Raw genomic sequence first — 16908 nt, 5'->3', positions numbered from 1 at the left:
AAAATATTTTCGATTGTTTTTTATACCTTTGAGGCCTTCAAAAAAAGACATCTCATGTTCAATAAAAATATAAAATTAGTTCTGGCATTTTTAACCCTCGCGGCAACAGTATGGCAATTCTATGAAGGGAATATTGGAAACGGTATTATGTTCATTTTATTAATGCTCATTTTCATCTTCCTTTATTTTAAGAATGAGATCATTTTACTTGCTTTTTTAAGACTCCGGAAGCAGGATTTTGAAGGTGCTAAAAAATGGCTGGACAGAATTAAAAATCCCGAGGCTTCTTTAGTTCGTAAACAACAAGGGTACTATAACTATCTCAACGGACTTATGATCTCTCAAACCAACATCAATGAAGCCGAAAAATACTTTAAAAAGGCTGTTTCTCTCGGATTGTCTATGGATGCAGATCTGGCCATGGCTAAATTAAATCTTGCCGGAATCGCCATGACTAAAAACCGAAAGCGCGAAGCCGAAATGCTTTTGGCTGAAGCAAAAAAGCTCGATAAACACAACATGATGGACGAGCAGATAAAAATGATGAAACAGCAAATGAAAAAAGCCGGACAACCGCGACAACAATTCGGCGGTAGAGGCGGTCGCGGCGGCAGAAGATAACTTCTCAATAAAGACACGTGCTGTTTTATCGGAAAAGTCTGACAATCAGTTGCTATTTATCGAATATTATTGTAATTTCATCGAATAGTTGGGCTTCTAATCTAAGCACTATCTACATTTGCAAAGTATTTAAGATACAATGCGTATGGGTAGAAAACTACTTCTCCTTTTCTTATTGTTTTCAATGACGGCACTATCACAGGATAACGAGCCTAAAGAACTATTCTCTCAAGCCATTGGAAAAAATATCAAGAAATACACCCGCCTGTCTCAACAAGCCTATATGGATGAAGATTTTGAACGGGCAGAATTTCTGTTCGACTCTTTGATAAATCATGTAGTAAACGGCAGCTATCTGGATAATTTTAAGGTAAGAAAGCTCTCAGGAAGAAAGAAAGAACTAAATGATTTTGATAAGCCGGTATTCTTAATGACCTATGCTTCATGGTGTACTCCCGGGAAAGGAGAAATTCCCGCACTAAATGAAATCGCAGAGAGCCATTACAAAGACATAGATTTTGTCGTTCTATTCTGGGATAGAAAGGAAAAGGTAAAGAAAGTAGCCGGCGAGTATAGCAGACGTATCACAGTACTTTATGTGGATGAAATGGAAAACACTCACGACCACATTGTCCAAACTATGAAACACAGTCTTGGGTTTCCTACCTCCTTCTTTATTGATAAAGACAAACGAATTGTAGATGTACGACGAGGCGCCCTGCATCATTATAATGAAGAATACGCCATTTCCTTCGAACTCAATTACAACGCCTTTTTAAATGGGATTTCCCTGCTTATCAATCTTGATGAACTGGGTGATGAAGGACTTGTTAATAAAGACAATCCATAATTTATCACTTTCCGAAGAAAAGTTTAAGTGCCGCGATCACTAAGACGAGGGCAAATACCTTTTTAAGTACCTCCTGATTGATCGAAACGGCAAATTTCGACCCTACAAACCCTCCTATCACAAAGCACACGGCAATAACTAAAGCAAATTTCCAATTTATGGGATGTCCCGATGAATGATAATTGTACGCCGCCAAAAAGGTAACCGGTACAGCGAGTACCGCTAAACTCATCCCCTGAGCCTCATGCTGATCGTAGCCTAAAAAAACGATCATTAACGGAATCATAACCACCCCTCCTCCTACTCCCATAAATCCACTTAATATTCCTGCTAAAATACCAATGGCTATAAGAGCGAGTAACACTGTTAAATTCATAGTTTATCGTTTATTCTACGGATTTATAGTACCCTTTTTCAGGAATCTCTATAAAATATTCTTTGCCGGAACTGTTTTTTAAATAAGTATCACGTAACCAAGGATTATGGATCTTCAGTATCTTATAGTTGATCCCGTGCTGTTTGGCAAAATCGGCAAAATCGGTTACCGGGGTATCCACTTTAACCTTGTAGGTGGGAATGGTTTTATACAGATCCTGTGGCCTAAAATTAAAGCCGTATTTTTTCGGATTGGACATGATCTCCTTTAAAGCCAGTATTCTGAACACATAGCGACTCGTCTCGTCATTCAATAACAGATCATAATAATTATTGGATGCCTTCTGACGAGTAATCTGATTATTCACACCTGCATTTCCCGCGTTATAGGCCGCAGCAGCCAGAGTCCAACTACCGAATCGCTCTTTGGATTTCTTAAGGTATTCGGCAGCTACTTCTGTAGCTTTTTCCAGATTATATCGTTCATCTACATAATCGTTGATCTCTAAACCATATTCCTTGCCCGTGCTGGATAAAAAATGCCAGAAACCCGCAGCTCCGGCAGGAGAACGGTTGTTCTCCAACGCACTTTCGGCTACTGCCAGATACTTAAAATCATCGGGAAGTCCGTGCTTTTTAAGTAACGGCTCAATAATTGGAAAATATTTATTGGCCTTTTTAAATAATAGAAGTCCGTTAGACTGCCAGTAGGTGTTCACCAGCAATTCGCGGTCCAGTCGCTCCCTTATATCGGGTTCATCAAGTGGTACCGGCTCTCCGGCAAAATCCATGGATTCGGGGATCGGTAAAGCGTAAACATTGTAATCGTTCACCATTTTCTTTACCATCGATTCGTCGGTAGGGGCTTCCTGCACAGCATTAACACACAGACCGCTAACTACGAACAGCACTGCCCCCAACCCTATTTTAGACAAAATACTCATAACTAAAAATTTTCTTTAAAGATAAAAAATAAAAGGCGGAGGAAAGTATTCCCACTCATTTATTTCCCGATAATTTCAATGAGTTTTTTAGACAGCCACCTGCCTTTATTTATGATCATGATATGGGTGCCGCCTTGTAAAATAATGGCACCCTGAATGTTCTTTATGGGAAAAACAACATCCTTGTCTCCGTGAATATGGATCACCTCATTTATGGGAACTTTTCTACTCCAACATACCATTTGTTTTATAGCCCAGTCCAAATATTGCTTATCCCTTACGTGAAGATATTCCTGATAGATTCGTAGCCGCTTTTCGGTTCTAGGTCCAATGGCAAATTTTGTAAGATCTTCGGCACTCAATACCAGACTGGTTGGGATCAACTTATAAAAAAATGTCTTTCTTGCAAATTTTATGCGTCGCGGAAGCTCGTATCTGGATTTTACACTCGAAATGATAATTAGTTGTTTCAGCTCTAAAAACTGACTCATTTCCTGCGCAACAACCCCTCCAAAGGAAACCCCTACTAAAACCGCATTTTTTTGGGTGATCCGTTGTGCCATTCGTTTGGCATAGCTCACCAGGGTCTCATTTTTCTCCGGAATCTGCCATTCCAGAACTTGTATATCATAGAATTCTCCCGGTAATTCTATATTTCTGAAGATCTCCTCTCCTGCCGCGAGGCCCGGAACAAAGAAAACAGGTGTTTTTTCAGACTTCATGTCGCTTTAACAAGAGAATAATGGTTTTGACAAAAGATAATTCGTAAATTTGTGTGTAAAGATAGTATTATCTTAAAAGTTACAGGGGCAGACATGAAGAATATCAAGACATGCAAAAAGTTAATACATCAGCTTTATTCAGCCAATAAAGCCTTTTTTGCAAGCATATTTAATAGAAACTTTATTCGGTTTAATCATTTATTTCACCCTTCTGGTACTGTTTTTGCATACACTATCACAGGGATTAGAAGTAGATTACTATATTTCTCCTCTTACAGCCATTACATGGTTCGCCATGACTACGCAGCCCTCTTTAAAGCACCAACGTACTAAAACCCCTCCCTATGATAGAAGATGTAGAAATCACCGACAACGAATTTTTAAGACAATTTGAACTGGAAGTGGGCGATAATCTGGCCCGAATAGAATACGCGTTGCAGGATAGAAAGATCTTCCTTACCAAATACGATATGCCTCAGGACATGGAAGACCAGGGTTTTCGTGATATTTTTATTAAAGCCGTATTTGAAGAAGTACGGGGGCGCGGAATTAGTCTGGTACCAACCAGCCCTGAAATTGCTTCCTTCATGCGTAAAAACAGACGCAAATACAGAGATCTCCTTCCTGTTGGTATAAGTATTTAGAGCGTTCCCCCTTTTCGCGATTTCCAACCGCTCCGGCGGGGTCAGGCTTTCGGCTATATCTCGCCCTTACTCCACAGGAGCCAGGTCGAGGATGCCGCCTCAACAAGCTCACCATAACCGCTGGTAGCGCAATGGTGAGTCCTTAACGCAGGATTAGTTCCTTTTCAAAGCTAAAACGAACCAAACCATCGTCATCGATACTTTGCAACTTAATTTGATGTAAGGTATTGACCAGTTCAGGGTTCCAGGGAGCTTTTACTTTTATATAGTTTTCAGTAAAACCGTGAATATACCCTTCCTTATTTTCACCTTCAAATAATACGGTTCGGGTGGTGCCTAACTGCTTCTCATAAAAAGCACGCCGCTTTTTAACCGATAATCCGCGAAGCATTTTGGAACGTTTGTGTCTGGTTTTTTTAGGTACAACCCCGTCCATTACAGCAGCGGGCGTATTATCCCGTTCAGAATAAGTAAAGACATGCAGATAGGAAATATCAAGTTCATTCAAGAAATGATAGGTCTCCAAAAAGTGCGCTTCCGTTTCTCCCGGAAACCCCACTATGACGTCTACTCCTATACAGGCATGAGGCATCACTTGTTTGATCTTCTCAACTCTGTCGATATACAATTCTCTCATATAGCGCCGCCGCATTAATTTCAAGATTGAATTGCTTCCGCTCTGCAACGGAATATGAAAATGGGGTACAAAAATATCCGACTGCGCCACAAAGTCTATGGTCTCATTTTTAAGCAAATTGGGTTCTATGGAAGAGATTCGCAAACGCTCAATACCTGGAACAGTCTCCAGTGCCTCACACAATTCAAAAAAAGTATGCTCGTGTTTCTTATTCCCGAATTCTCCTTTACCGTAATCACCAATGTTTACTCCGGTAAGCACGATCTCTTTGATTCCCTGCGCCGCAATTTCTTCTGCATTCCGCAGCACATTCTGCAAACTGTCGCTTCGGGAAATTCCCCGTGCCAACGGAATGGTACAATAGGTACATTTATAATCACAACCGTCCTGAACTTTTAAAAAGGCTCGGGTTCTATCGCCAATGGAATAAGAACCCACATAGAAATCGGCTTCAGCGATCTCACAGGAATGCACTTCCCCAAAATCATTCTTCGAAAGGTCATTTACATAATCGGTGATCTTAAACTTTTCGGTAGCGCCCAGCACCAGATCTACCCCGTCTACCCTCGCCAATTCTTCAGGTTTAAGCTGCGCATAACAGCCAATGGCAGCAATAAATGCTTCCGGATTCCCTTTCTGTGCCTGCTTTACGATAGATTTAAAACGCTTATCGGCATTTTCGGTCACACTACAGGTATTGATCACATAAATATCGGCAGTCTCTTCAAAATCAACCCGCTCAAAGCCTTCCGAAGTAAAACCTCTGGCAATGGTAGAGGTCTCACTAAAATTAAGCTTACAGCCCAGAGTGTAAAATGCGACTTTGTTTTTGGATTCCATTCTCTAGTAATCTTTAGAGGATTGCAAAAGTACGAACAATTGTTGAGTTAAACATATTTAGGCTCATGTTGAAGTCGGGTGTCAGGAGTCAGAAGTCGGGAGTCAGGAGTCGCGAGGGACGATGAATCAAATCATGTAATGGCTTAAAAGTAATAGGTTTTAGTTCTTATTGAGAAGCTCGTTTAAAAAAATGTTTGAATCGTTGTTTCCATGTGCCTTTTAGTTAAGAAAAAAGTTGTACGGATAAGCTAAAATCGGAATAAAAAATTTCTAACTTTACACGCTTACTCCCCCTTTAAAATTCGGAGTATGCAGTTTAAATTTGAAAAATTGATAATTTGGAAAAGAGCTATGATATTGGGAGAAGTTATAAATGAGATGGCAGATAATTTTCCAGAAAAAGAAAAGTTTAATCTAAGTTCTCAATTAAGACGAGCCTCAGACTCAATAGCACTTAATATATCAGAAGGGTCAATAGGCCAATCGAACAAAGAATTCCGAAAATTTATGGGATATGCCATTCGTTCTTTGGCAGAAGTTATTACTTGCCTTTACAAAGCTAAAAGAAGGAATTATATTTCAACTTCAGACTTCAATAGGTCATATTCCGATTCTTTTCATTTGATGAATATGATGGTTAGTTTTAAAAAAAATATAAAATAATCCGTATTCGGTGTTTAAAAAAATAAAATTAATTCTGTCCTCGGACTTCCAACTTCGGTCTTCGGACTTCGGACTTCGGACTTCGGACTTCGGTCTTCGGACTTCGGTCTTCGGCCTTCGGTCTTCGCAGTTCCAACTTCGGACTTCGGACTTCGGACTCCCAACCTCACTCTTCAGTCTGTTAGTGCTCATTCTGTTTTCATCATGTGCAGATTCAGCTCAAAAAGATATCGACCACCTCGTTTTTCGCTATAACGAACACAGTAACATCCCAACGCTCGATCCGGCTTTTGCCAGAAATCCGCAGATCATCTGGCCTACCAATCAGTTGTACAACGGACTTGTACAATTGGACGACGAGTTGAATATCAAACCCGATATCGCAAAATCCTGGGAGATCGTTGACAGCACCTGCACCTATACGTTTACCCTTAGGGATGATGTCTATTTCCATAAAAATAAAGTCTTTGGCAGGGATTCCACACGCACCGTAACCGCACAGGACTTTGTGTATAGTTTTAACCGACTTACCGACGAGAATGTCGCCTCTCCGGGAAGTTGGGTAATGAATAATGTTGAATACTACGAAGCCGAAAACGACTCTACTTTTAAAATACTGCTTAAACAACCATTTCCTGCATTTATGGGCTTGCTTTCCATGCGCTATTGCTCGGTAGTACCAAAAGAAGCTGTGGAACATTACGGAAATGATTTCAGAAGCAATCCGGTGGGAACGGGGCCTTTTCAGTTTAAGTTATGGGAGGAGAACGTAAAGCTGGTGCTTCGGAAAAATCATAACTATTTTGAAACCGATGAACATGGTACGCCCCTTCCCTATCTGGAAGCTGTGGCGATAACTTTCTTACCCGATAAACAAAGTGAGTTCCTTCAGTTTACACAGGGTAAACTTGATCTGGTTTCAGGACTGGATAATTCCTATAAGGATGAGGTCATCTCTACTACAGGAGAACTTCAGGAAAAATACCGATCGAAGGTGAATCTTATTACGGCGCCCTATCTCAATACCGAATATCTCGGATTTTTTATGGGCGCCGATACTCCGGAGATACAAAGCAAGGCACTGCGTCAGGCCATCAATTATGGTTTCGACAGGGTGAAAATGGTAACCTACCTGCGAAATGGCATGGGAATTCCGGCCACAAACGGGTTTATTCCAAAAGGTCTTCCGGGATTTGATGAGATCGCCGGTTACACCTACCAGCCCGAAAAGGCTAAAGAACTTATCGCCCAATACAAATCCGAATCCGGTGACATGACGCCACAGATCACAATTGGCACAAACAGTCAGTACCTGGATCTTTGCGAATACATTCAAAGAGAACTGGAAAAACTTGGTATAGATGTAACTATCGATGTGGTTCCTCCATCAACCCTGCGCCAGATGAAGAGCAGCGGAGAGCTGGATATATTTCGTGCCAGCTGGATCGCCGATTATCCCGATGCCGAAAACTATCTTTCCTTGTTCTACAGCGAAAACTTTACGCCTAATGGTCCTAATTATACCCACTTTAAGAACACAACCTTCGACAGTCTCTATGTAAAAGCCCTGTCGATTAGCAATATCGAAGAGCGCAAACTGTTGTATACTAAAATGGATTCTATTATCATTTCTGAAGCGCCAGTCGTCCCTTTGTTTTATGACAAAGCGGTTCGGTTTGTTAATAAGAAGGTTAGTGGTTTAGGCATTAATCCGCAGAATTTTTTAGTGTTAAAACGGGTTAAGAAGCAATAAGAATTCTTTGTGGCCATGTAACTTTTCAAAACGGTTTCCCGACTAATATTTAAAGCGGTCTATTATGGGAATGAGTGGCATACAGGGAATGATAACTACCCTCAAGAACAACAAAAAACTCTTATCCAAGAGAAAGAAAATGTTCGAAAGGGATGGGTTTTATCAAACCGGAAGATACGGTAAGCTTGAGGATCATAAAAAAATGAGAACTTTTGAGTTTGCTCAATTCCAAAAAGATCTGTTCAAAAAAAAGAAAAAGGAAACCCGCAACCGAAGAGTAAAATTTCTAATCACCTTAATACTTACCATACTGGTGCTATGGTCTTTACCTTATATTTTAGATCTAATATTCTACACCGAATATTTTGACATGGTGGTGCCAGGACAATGATTTAATTCCGAAGTTTTCTAATAACATTGTTGCTCTCGTCACTTTTCTGCACCTGAGAAAGCAATGAAACAAGCGCGCTATTTTTACTTGATAGTTCTTGAAGCCCTTCCAGACTTATTTTAGTACTCTTTTGAAGTTCAATAACCTTACGCGTCATTTCATCGTAATAGAGATCTCTTTCCTTACGGGATTTCAAGACGGCAGGCTGATTTAATGCGGAAGCTATCCCATTATCGGTTTTCACTGTTTTGTTTGGGGCATTTTTCACCTCTGCTTCAATACGTGTAAATTCTGCTGAATACTTCTCCATTTCCTGCTGATTTTTTAAAAGCGTGTGCAGCTTTGCCAATTGATCACCCGTGAGCTCCAGCGTACCCAGCTCATAAGTCGATCCGTTAATTGTATACGACATATTAGACAATTGCATGACCTGTGAAAACGCACTGATCTGAAAAAACACAACTAAGGCAAAAAGAGTAAGAAACTTCATATTAAGAGGGATTATAATTAAATCACTGATTTGAAGCTGTTAAAATACATATTTTTTAAATTATTACCGCGGTTTGTATTTATCTTTAGATAAATCCTGCCATTATGAAGAGAAGTCAATTTTTAAAAACACTCGGAACCTCGGGCTTCGTGATAGCCGGAACCTCATTGATGTCCTTTTCCGCTCCTCAAACCAATGACCCTCAATTGGACAAAGAAATGGTGGCTACCTTTGTGGGAGCCGGTCATGGAAGGTTCGACGTCGTTAAGTCGTTGTTGGAGGAACATCCCACGCTCCTAAACGCTGCCCACGATTGGAAATTTGGTGATTTTGAGACTGCTTTAGGAGCTGCCAGTCATGTTGGAAATAAAGAAATAGCTCAGTATTTAATAAACAAAGGTGCTCAGGTAAATATTTTCACAGCGGCCTTATTTGGAAAAATGGAGATCGTAAAACCAATGCTTACCGCCTTCCCTGAAAGTCTCAATGCAAAAGGCCCACACGGATTTACCTTATTACATCACGCCATAAAGGGTGGTGAGGACGCAATTGAGGTTAAGGAATATCTAGAATCTTTGGGTGCCGTAGAAACGAAAATTGAGCTTTATTGACTACTAAAAATGTAGTTCCATAGTATAATGCTTTTGCCTACTAATCCAATATTTCAGACTTCTGACTTCCAACTTCCGACTTCCGACTTCCGACTTCCGACTCCCGACTTCTGACTTCTGACTCTTTCACCCCCTTCTCCATTTGGCAGTTTCCTCAAAGACATGCTCAAGAATGGAAGCATCTGTTTCAGAAAAATCAACCCCTCTACGCGCCATCACTACTTTGGCAACTTCAAAAGCCTTATTCGTTTTATAGGTAGTCATTCCGGCATTGCCCCCCCAACTGAAACTCGGAATAAAATTGCGCGGAAAACCACTTCCGAAGATATTAGCACTCACGCCAACAACCGTCCCTGTATTGAACATGGTATTGATCCCGCATTTGCTGTGATCACCCATCATTAGTCCGCAAAACTGCAAGCCGGTACGGGCAAAACTTTCGGTTTCGTAACTCCAAAGTCGGACCTCATCGTAATTATTCTTCAAATTAGAGTTATTGGTATCGGCACCAAGGTTACACCACTCACCTATAACGGCATTTCCCAGGAAGCCGTCATGACCTTTATTAGAATACCCAAAGATCACAGAGTTGTTTAACTCTCCACCAACTTTACTATAAGGTCCTACCGTACAACCGGTATAGATCTTGGAATTCATCTTCACAGTAGCTCCTTCACACAGTGCAAAGGGCCCACGAATCATTGCACCTTCCATGATCTCGGCATTCTTACCAATGTATATAGGGCCTTCAGTAGCGTTTAATGAACATAAGGGTAATGTTGCACCTTCCTCTATAAAGATCTCTTCCTTGTTGAAAGCGACCGTCATTTCAGGGATGGGCTGTGACTTTCTACCCCGGGTAAGCCATTTAAAATCTAAGGCGATGGCTTTATGATTCTTTGAAAATATATCCCAGGTGTGTTCTATTCTGAAGATTTCATTTTCCTCTAGCTGAACGATATCATACGACTTAAAATCCACTTCCTGCCCTTCCGAAGTAAAAAAAGCGACAGGCTCCTCCTTATAAAAGATCGCTTTGTTTTCTGAAAGATTCTTAATACTGTCGACCAGTTTTTCAGTAGGAATAAAGGAGGCATTGATCAAAATATTTTGCTCCAACTCAACCATAGGCCATTTCCCTGTGAGATAATCCTCTGTGATCGTCGTGGTAGTAAAACCGAGTAATAATTCCCATTTCTCACGTATGGTGAGGATGCCGATTCTGATATCGGCCACAGGGCGGGTAAAGGTAAATGGCAGTAACTGATTTCTGACATTGCCGTCAAAAAGGATATAATTCACAGTAATTTCGTTTTAAATGCTACCCAAAGTTAGGACTTTGAGAGGATTATTTATGTTCAAATTTTAAAAAGTATTGAGAAATAAGAGCATAAAAAAAGCCTCCGATCTCTCGAAGGCTTTATAATATCTATAAGACAAGGAATTTATTCTTCCTCTTTCTTAGCTTCTTTCTTGAATTTAGAATACTTGTTCTTGAACTTGTCAATACGCCCTGCAGTATCGATAAGTTTAGATTTACCGGTGTAGTACGGATGTGAAGTTCTTGAGATCTCCAACTTTACTAAAGGATATTCTGTACCGTCAACTTCAATGGTTTCTTTAGTATCGGCAGTTGATTTTGAAAGAAAAATATCGTCGTTAGACATGTCTTTAAAAGCAACTAATCTATAATTTTCAGGGTGCACACCTTTTTTCATCGTCTTATCTTTTACTTTGAATCTCAATTTTTGAGAGTGCAAATTTAAGGATATTTAATAAATCCACAATAAATTTAGATGTTTTTTTAATGAATTATATCATCAAGCTAAATGTAACGTTTTGCTATCTTTGTTTACTAACAAACCAAACCAATAAAACGAAAAAATCATGGAAACTCAAAAAGCCTCTGTAAAGAAAATTGCGCTTAACTATGGATTACTTTTAGCCCTTGGGACGATCGTTGTCTCCGTAATTGTCTATGTGATGGGTATGCATATGGATCAACCCTGGTGGCAATCTGTTCTTAATTTTGCTATTATGATAACTGCCATAGTTTACGGACTAAAAGCCTACAAAAAGGATGGTGATGGTTTTCTTACCTTAGGTGAAGCCTTAAAAACCGGTCTTGCCATCTCACTTATTGCTGGAATTGTTGGCTCTATATTTACTTATATTTTCGTTACGGTAATTGAACCGGATTTCGCAGTGCAGTTATTGGAAGTAACTCGCGAGAAAATGATCACAGAGAATCCCGAAATGACTCAGGAGCAGTTGGATATGGCAATTGGTATGACTGAAAAATTCATGAGTCCGGGAATGATGGTTACATTCGGCTTGATCGCTAGTTTATTCTTTGGATTTATTATTTCATTGATCGCGGGACTAATTATGAAGCAAAACCGACCGCAAATACAGTAGAGAAACTCATTTATGCAAATTTCTATCGTCATTCCGCTTCTTAACGAAGAAGAATCAATTAACGAATTATACCATTGGATTGCTACTGTTATGCAATCCAATGGTTTTTTATATGAGTTGTTGTTCATAGATGATGGAAGCACCGATGGATCCTGGAAAGTGATCGACGATCTTGCCTCTCAACATCCGGAAGTAAAGGCTATTCGGTTTTTAAAGAATTTCGGAAAGTCCCAGGCATTACACGCCGGATTTGCTGCAGCTAAAGGTGATGTGGTCATCACCATGGACGCCGATCTTCAGGATAATCCGGAAGAAATTCCGCAGTTGTACAAAATGATCACCGAGGATGGGTACGATCTGGTTTCGGGCTGGAAAAAGAAGCGATACGACTCCATTGTCTCAAAAAATCTACCCTCTAAGCTCTTTAATTTTGCTGCGAAAAAAACGTCAGGAGTTCAACTTCACGATTTCAATTGTGGCCTTAAAGCCTATAAAAAAGAAGTCATAAAAACCATAGAAGTAACCGGTGAAATGCATCGCTATATTCCTGTACTGGCAAAGAATGCAGGATTCGGGAACATAGGAGAAAAAGTGGTTTTGCATCAGGCTCGAAAATACGGAAGCACCAAATTTGGTATGGAACGCTTTGTAAGAGGTTTTTTGGATCTGATTACCATCTCGTTCTTATCGCGCTTCGGAAAAAGACCTATGCACCTCTTTGGCGCCTGGGGAGCAGTAACCCTCTTTGTAGGCTTTTGTTTTGCCCTCTATCTGGGCGTCGACAAACTGTTTATAAACCCTACAGGGCGTCTTATCACCGAACGCCCTCAGTTTTATATCGCTCTTACGGCAATGATACTGGGAACACAACTCTTCCTTGCCGGATTTCTTGGCGAACTCATTCTAAGAAGTAAAAAGAATTCTGTACACTACCTTGTTAAAGAAGAACGAAACTTAAACCAATAACCGACAAGTTTCTTTATTTTTGCAGCAAAATAAGCACGCATGAGATATGTAGATCCGAAACTACTGGAAAAAGTCAACAAATGGCTTATTCCGTTTTTCGATGAAGATACCCAACACACTATCAAAGAAATGATCGCCTACGATCCGGAAGGATTGGAAGATAGTTTTTATAAGAGCCTTGAGTTCGGAACAGGAGGAATGCGGGGAATCATGGGCGTTGGCGATAATCGCATTAATAAATATACCCTCGGAAAAAATACTCAGGGACTCTCTAATTACCTGAAGGAACAATTTCCTGGGCAAGCATTGAAAGTTGCCATCGCATACGACTGCAGACATAACAGTAAATCGTTGGCTAAAATTGTGGCCGACGTATTTACAGCCAACGGAATTGAAGTATTTCTCTTTAGTGACCTTCGTCCTACCCCTGAATTATCCTTTGCGGTACGACATCTTAATTGTCAATGCGGAATTGTACTTACCGCCTCTCATAATCCACCAGAATACAACGGCTACAAGGTCTATTGGGAAGATGGCGGACAATTAGTGCCTCCTCAGGATGCAGAAGTGATCCGGGAAATTAACAGCCTGGAATACACCGACATTAATTTTAAGTCGGATATTTCTTTATTACACACCATAGATGCCGAAATAGACAATGCCTTTGCTGAAGCTTCCATACAGAATGGAAGCTTTAACACGCCCCAATCGGTTAAGGATGCTTTAAAAATTGTCTTCACATCCTTGCATGGAACTTCCATTACCATGATACCTCATGTTTTGGAAGAGGCCGGATACAAGAATGTAAATATCGTAAAAGAGCAGGCCTTGCCAAACGGAGATTTCCCTACAGTGTCTTCTCCAAATCCGGAAGAACCTGAAGCCCTTAAAATGGCCATGGAACTTGCCGAAAAAGAAGGTGCAGACTTAGTGATTGGCACCGACCCCGATTGCGATCGGTTGGGTATAGCGGTTAGAAATGACGAAGGACGGCTAACGCTGCTAAATGGCAACCAAGCAATGATCCTAAAAACACATTTTTTACTGGAACAACACAAAAAGAAAGGCACACTCAACCAAAACAATTTTATTGCATCTACTATAGTGTCGACCCCAATGCTGCGTAAGATCGCCGACGAATATGAGGTCACCTATATGGAAGGGCTAACGGGTTTTAAATGGATCGCAAAGATGGTGAAGGATTTCCCGGAACTCACCTTTATTGGGGGCGGGGAAGAAAGTTTCGGATATATGGTTGGAGATTTTGTGCGGGATAAGGACGCAGTCACCGCTACCCTGCTCGCCTGTGAGATTGCGGCTCAAAAGAAAAGTGAAGGCAGTAGTGTGTATCAATACCTGAAAGACATTGAAAAGCAATTCGGATTGTATAAGGAAGCACTTATTTCTGTGGTTAAGAAGGGTAAGAAAGGAAGTGAAGAAATAGCAGCCATAATGAAGTCGCTTCGCGAGAATCCTTTTACTGAAATTGCCGGAAGTAAGGTGGTGAAAATTGAAGATTATCTAACCGGAGAGGCCAGGAACATTATAGAAGGAGATACAGAGAAATTAGATATCCCAACTTCAAACGTTTTAATCTATTATACCGAAGATGGGAGTAAGATCGCAGCCAGACCAAGTGGAACGGAGCCTAAGATCAAATTTTACATCAGTGTTAATGACCCTGAACGCGTGGAAGAAACCCTTCAGAAGAGAATAGAAGACATCACAGCGCATCTAAACATTTCGTAATGAAATACTTTAAAAAAATACTTCGCTATGCCATTCCATATAAAGGATATGCATGGTTAAATATCATTTCGAATGTGTTCTATGCGCTCTTCGGAACCCTGGCATTTGTATCGTTGATGCCCATGCTTAAAGTGTTGTTCGACAATTCTCAAAAAGTCACATCCCCACCGGTTTATGAAGGTATAGGTCAATTGGGTGATTATTTTGAAGATTCGATGAATTATTTTATCAATCAGAAAATTGAGGCCACCAGTGAAATGGACGCGCTCATCGTTATGATAGCCATTGTAATCGGGACCTTTCTCTTAAAAAATCTTTTTGGCTATCTGGCCATGTATTTTATTACATTCCTCAGAAACGGGGTATTGAAGGATCTGCGGAATGATCTGTATAAAAAGACTATCGATCTGCCGGTTTCTTTTTACTCTGAAAAAAGAAAAGGGGATACCATTGCACGTATTTCGAGTGATGTTCTTGAAATACAACATTCCTTTCTGTCAATACTCGAGCTAATAGTAAGAGAGCCACTTATGATCCTCTTTACCATCATAGCGATGCTTGCCATAAGCATTAAGCTCACTATTTTTGTCTTTATATTTATTCCTCTTTCCGGTTTTGCGATCTCGCGAATTGGGAAAAGTTTGAAGCGTCACAGTGATAAAGTACAACGTGAACAAGGATTTTTTCTTTCGATTTTGGAGGAAACTCTTGGGGGACTCAAGATCATTAAAGGGTTTAACGCCGAGTCCATCTTTGCAAAGAAATTCAATGAATCTACCTCCCGGTTTTTTAAGTTTTCCAATACCTTGCTTAACAGGCAAAACCTGGCATCACCGGCAAGTGAATTTCTTGGGATCGTTGTAATTGCCATTCTCCTTTGGTATGGAGGTTCTATGGTATTGGTAGAGAATACCCTTGCACCCGAGGCATTTATCGTCTATATGGGTCTGGCTTACAATATCCTCACTCCTGCTAAGGCCATTAGTAAGGCAAGTTATGGAGTAAAGAAAGGAAATGCAGCCGCCGAACGTGTTTTGGAGATCCTGGAAACAGAATCTACGATACAGGATAAACCGGATGCCGTAACGAAAGATGGATTTTCAAGTACGGTTGACATTGAAAATATTGCGTTTAAATATACCGATGATTGGGTTTTACAGGATTTTTCATTAACGGTACCTAAAGGGCATACAGTAGCACTGGTAGGACAAAGTGGCAGTGGTAAAAGTACCATTGCCAATCTGGTCACACGATTCTATGATGTAAATAAAGGAAAGATCACGATCGATAAGGTCGATATACGGGATATGACTCAAAATTCGCTGAGAAATTTATTGGGGCTTGTGACCCAGGATTCTATTCTGTTTAATGATACGGTAAAGGGAAACCTTCAGGTAGCTAAAGAAAACGCAACCGATGAGGAGATCGTGGCTGCCTTGAAAGTTGCCAATGCCTGGGAATTTGTAAAAGATCTCCCAATGGGGTTGGATACGAATATAGGCGACAGTGGCGGTAAACTTAGTGGTGGTCAAAAGCAACGTTTAAGTATTGCCAGAGCCGTTTTAAAGAATCCTCCTATTATGATACTCGACGAGGCAACCTCGGCACTGGATACAGAGAGTGAGCGTCTGGTACAGCGTGCATTGGAGAATATGATGAAGAATAGAACCTCTATAGTCATTGCACACCGTCTTTCTACCATACAATCTGCAGATTCGATCGTAGTACTTTCAAAAGGGAAGATCGTGGAGCAAGGTAAACATGACGAACTACTTCAACAAAAAGGTGTTTACTACAATCTCGTAGAAATGCAATCCTTCGCTTAAATCAGTTTTAAAATTGAGATAAAAAAAAGAGAGTGATTTGGGGCACCACTCTCTCTTTAATTTGTTGTCGCCGCATTTGGGGCACGCGACGACAGTTTTAACATAAGTATGGTTCAAATATAGAATGTAAAATTGAATTAACCAAATAAAAAATGTATTTTATCTATTATTATTGCTTTTTATCGATAAACTGCAAGATAATTGTTAATGAAATTCCTACAAATTATAGAGACTCAAATACTAAATTATAGGGCATAAAAAAAACGGACCAGCCCCCGCTTCGGTCCGTTTTAGTGCGTTCTTATTACAGTTGGGGCTAATAATAAAGAACATATACATAAGAAGTATGGGTTAAAAGTAGTCAAAAAATTCCTACAAAAAAAATATTTATGCTTTTTATCGTAAAAA

The 16908-nt window shown here is 40.3% G+C and carries 18 protein-coding genes; 11 read left to right on the top strand and 7 right to left on the bottom strand.

Annotated features, from left to right (window positions below):
* Window positions 1-54 precede the first annotated feature (54 nt).
* A complete protein-coding gene (locus tag ALE3EI_RS09920) occupies window positions 55-621 on the top strand; it encodes a DUF2892 domain-containing protein (protein ID WP_186988223.1) in 567 nt (188 codons plus the stop codon).
* Between the two features lie 145 nt (window positions 622-766).
* The gene (locus ALE3EI_RS09915) at window positions 767-1471 is read left to right on the top strand and encodes a TlpA family protein disulfide reductase (protein ID WP_186988221.1); all 705 of its coding nucleotides are present in this window, start codon (window positions 767-769) and stop codon (window positions 1469-1471) included.
* Window positions 1472-1475: 4 nt separating this feature from the next.
* On the opposite strand, the gene ALE3EI_RS09910 is transcribed toward ALE3EI_RS09915, so the two are convergent.
* The 3 genes from ALE3EI_RS09910 to ALE3EI_RS09900 are packed head-to-tail and all read right to left on the bottom strand — an operon-like array spanning window position 1476 to window position 3512.
* Window positions 1476-1847 (bottom strand): sulfite exporter TauE/SafE family protein, encoded by a 372-nt coding sequence (locus ALE3EI_RS09910; RefSeq protein WP_186988220.1) that lies wholly within the window; start codon window positions 1845-1847, stop codon window positions 1476-1478.
* Between the two features lie 10 nt (window positions 1848-1857).
* Complete coding sequence (locus ALE3EI_RS09905; RefSeq protein WP_186988218.1) at window positions 1858-2790, bottom strand: lytic transglycosylase domain-containing protein; 933 nt, start codon at window positions 2788-2790, stop codon at window positions 1858-1860.
* A gap of 59 nt (window positions 2791-2849) precedes the next feature.
* Window positions 2850-3512: an alpha/beta fold hydrolase gene (locus tag ALE3EI_RS09900; protein WP_186988216.1), complete on the bottom strand. Its 663-nt coding sequence runs from the start codon at window positions 3510-3512 to the stop codon at window positions 2850-2852.
* Window positions 3513-3856: 344 nt separating this feature from the next.
* Here ALE3EI_RS09900 and ALE3EI_RS09895 point away from each other — a divergent pair, with 344 nt between their 5' ends.
* Window positions 3857-4156, top strand: a complete 300-nt coding sequence (locus tag ALE3EI_RS09895) for a GNAT family N-acetyltransferase (protein ID WP_186988214.1) — start codon at window positions 3857-3859, stop codon at window positions 4154-4156.
* 142 nt (window positions 4157-4298) lie between these two features.
* Here ALE3EI_RS09895 and mtaB read toward each other — a convergent pair whose 3' ends face one another.
* Window positions 4299-5633 carry a tRNA (N(6)-L-threonylcarbamoyladenosine(37)-C(2))-methylthiotransferase MtaB gene (gene mtaB, locus ALE3EI_RS09890; RefSeq protein ID WP_186988212.1) on the bottom strand — a complete coding sequence of 445 codons (1335 nt, stop codon included), beginning with the start codon at window positions 5631-5633 and terminating at the stop codon, window positions 4299-4301.
* Between the two features lie 309 nt (window positions 5634-5942).
* Here mtaB and ALE3EI_RS09885 point away from each other — a divergent pair, with 309 nt between their 5' ends.
* From ALE3EI_RS09885 to ALE3EI_RS09875, 3 genes are all read left to right on the top strand, one after another.
* Complete coding sequence (locus tag ALE3EI_RS09885; RefSeq protein WP_186988211.1) at window positions 5943-6296, top strand: four helix bundle protein; 354 nt, start codon at window positions 5943-5945, stop codon at window positions 6294-6296.
* Between the two features lie 184 nt (window positions 6297-6480).
* Window positions 6481-8049, top strand: coding sequence for an ABC transporter substrate-binding protein (locus tag ALE3EI_RS09880; RefSeq protein WP_233280022.1), 1569 nt, complete (start codon window positions 6481-6483; stop codon window positions 8047-8049).
* Window positions 8050-8119: 70 nt separating this feature from the next.
* On the top strand, window positions 8120-8440 hold the full coding sequence (locus ALE3EI_RS09875) for a hypothetical protein (RefSeq protein ID WP_186988210.1): 321 nt from the start codon (window positions 8120-8122) through the stop codon (window positions 8438-8440).
* 1 nt (window position 8441) lies between these two features.
* Here ALE3EI_RS09875 and ALE3EI_RS09870 read toward each other — a convergent pair whose 3' ends face one another.
* Window positions 8442-8930: a hypothetical protein gene (locus tag ALE3EI_RS09870; RefSeq protein WP_186988209.1), complete on the bottom strand. Its 489-nt coding sequence runs from the start codon at window positions 8928-8930 to the stop codon at window positions 8442-8444.
* 104 nt (window positions 8931-9034) lie between these two features.
* Here ALE3EI_RS09870 and ALE3EI_RS09865 point away from each other — a divergent pair, with 104 nt between their 5' ends.
* A complete protein-coding gene (locus tag ALE3EI_RS09865) occupies window positions 9035-9541 on the top strand; it encodes an ankyrin repeat domain-containing protein (protein ID WP_222614541.1) in 507 nt (168 codons plus the stop codon).
* A 126-nt stretch (window positions 9542-9667) separates the two neighbouring features.
* Here the strand turns inward: ALE3EI_RS09865 and ALE3EI_RS09860 are convergent, their stop codons facing one another.
* Together ALE3EI_RS09860 and ALE3EI_RS09855 are read right to left on the bottom strand one after the other, a co-directional pair.
* Window positions 9668-10843 carry a GlmU family protein gene (locus tag ALE3EI_RS09860; protein ID WP_186988208.1) on the bottom strand — a complete coding sequence of 392 codons (1176 nt, stop codon included), beginning with the start codon at window positions 10841-10843 and terminating at the stop codon, window positions 9668-9670.
* A 143-nt stretch (window positions 10844-10986) separates the two neighbouring features.
* Window positions 10987-11259, bottom strand: coding sequence for a type B 50S ribosomal protein L31 (locus ALE3EI_RS09855; RefSeq protein WP_186988207.1), 273 nt, complete (start codon window positions 11257-11259; stop codon window positions 10987-10989).
* A 169-nt stretch (window positions 11260-11428) separates the two neighbouring features.
* On the opposite strand from ALE3EI_RS09855, the gene ALE3EI_RS09850 reads away from it, so the two are divergent.
* Genes ALE3EI_RS09850 through ALE3EI_RS09835 form a run of 4 tightly spaced genes read left to right on the top strand, consistent with a single transcriptional unit; the run spans window position 11429 to window position 16500 of the window.
* Complete coding sequence (locus tag ALE3EI_RS09850; protein WP_186988206.1) at window positions 11429-11959, top strand: DUF4199 domain-containing protein; 531 nt, start codon at window positions 11429-11431, stop codon at window positions 11957-11959.
* Window positions 11960-11971: 12 nt separating this feature from the next.
* Window positions 11972-12925: a glycosyltransferase family 2 protein gene (locus tag ALE3EI_RS09845; protein WP_186988205.1), complete on the top strand. Its 954-nt coding sequence runs from the start codon at window positions 11972-11974 to the stop codon at window positions 12923-12925.
* A 39-nt stretch (window positions 12926-12964) separates the two neighbouring features.
* Entirely contained in the window at window positions 12965-14674 is a 1710-nt protein-coding gene (locus ALE3EI_RS09840; protein ID WP_186988203.1) for a phospho-sugar mutase, read from the top strand.
* Window positions 14674-16500, top strand: coding sequence for an ABC transporter ATP-binding protein (locus ALE3EI_RS09835; protein WP_186988201.1), 1827 nt, complete (start codon window positions 14674-14676; stop codon window positions 16498-16500). Before ALE3EI_RS09840 ends, ALE3EI_RS09835 begins: the two co-directional genes overlap by 1 nt.
* Window positions 16501-16908 lie beyond the last annotated feature (408 nt).

Origin of the sequence: Constantimarinum furrinae (genome assembly GCF_014295415.1) — a bacterium.
GTDB lineage: Bacteria > Bacteroidota > Bacteroidia > Flavobacteriales > Flavobacteriaceae > Constantimarinum > Constantimarinum furrinae.
Note: the sequence above shows the minus strand (reverse complement) of the source record. Positions and strands in the feature narration are given on the sequence as shown.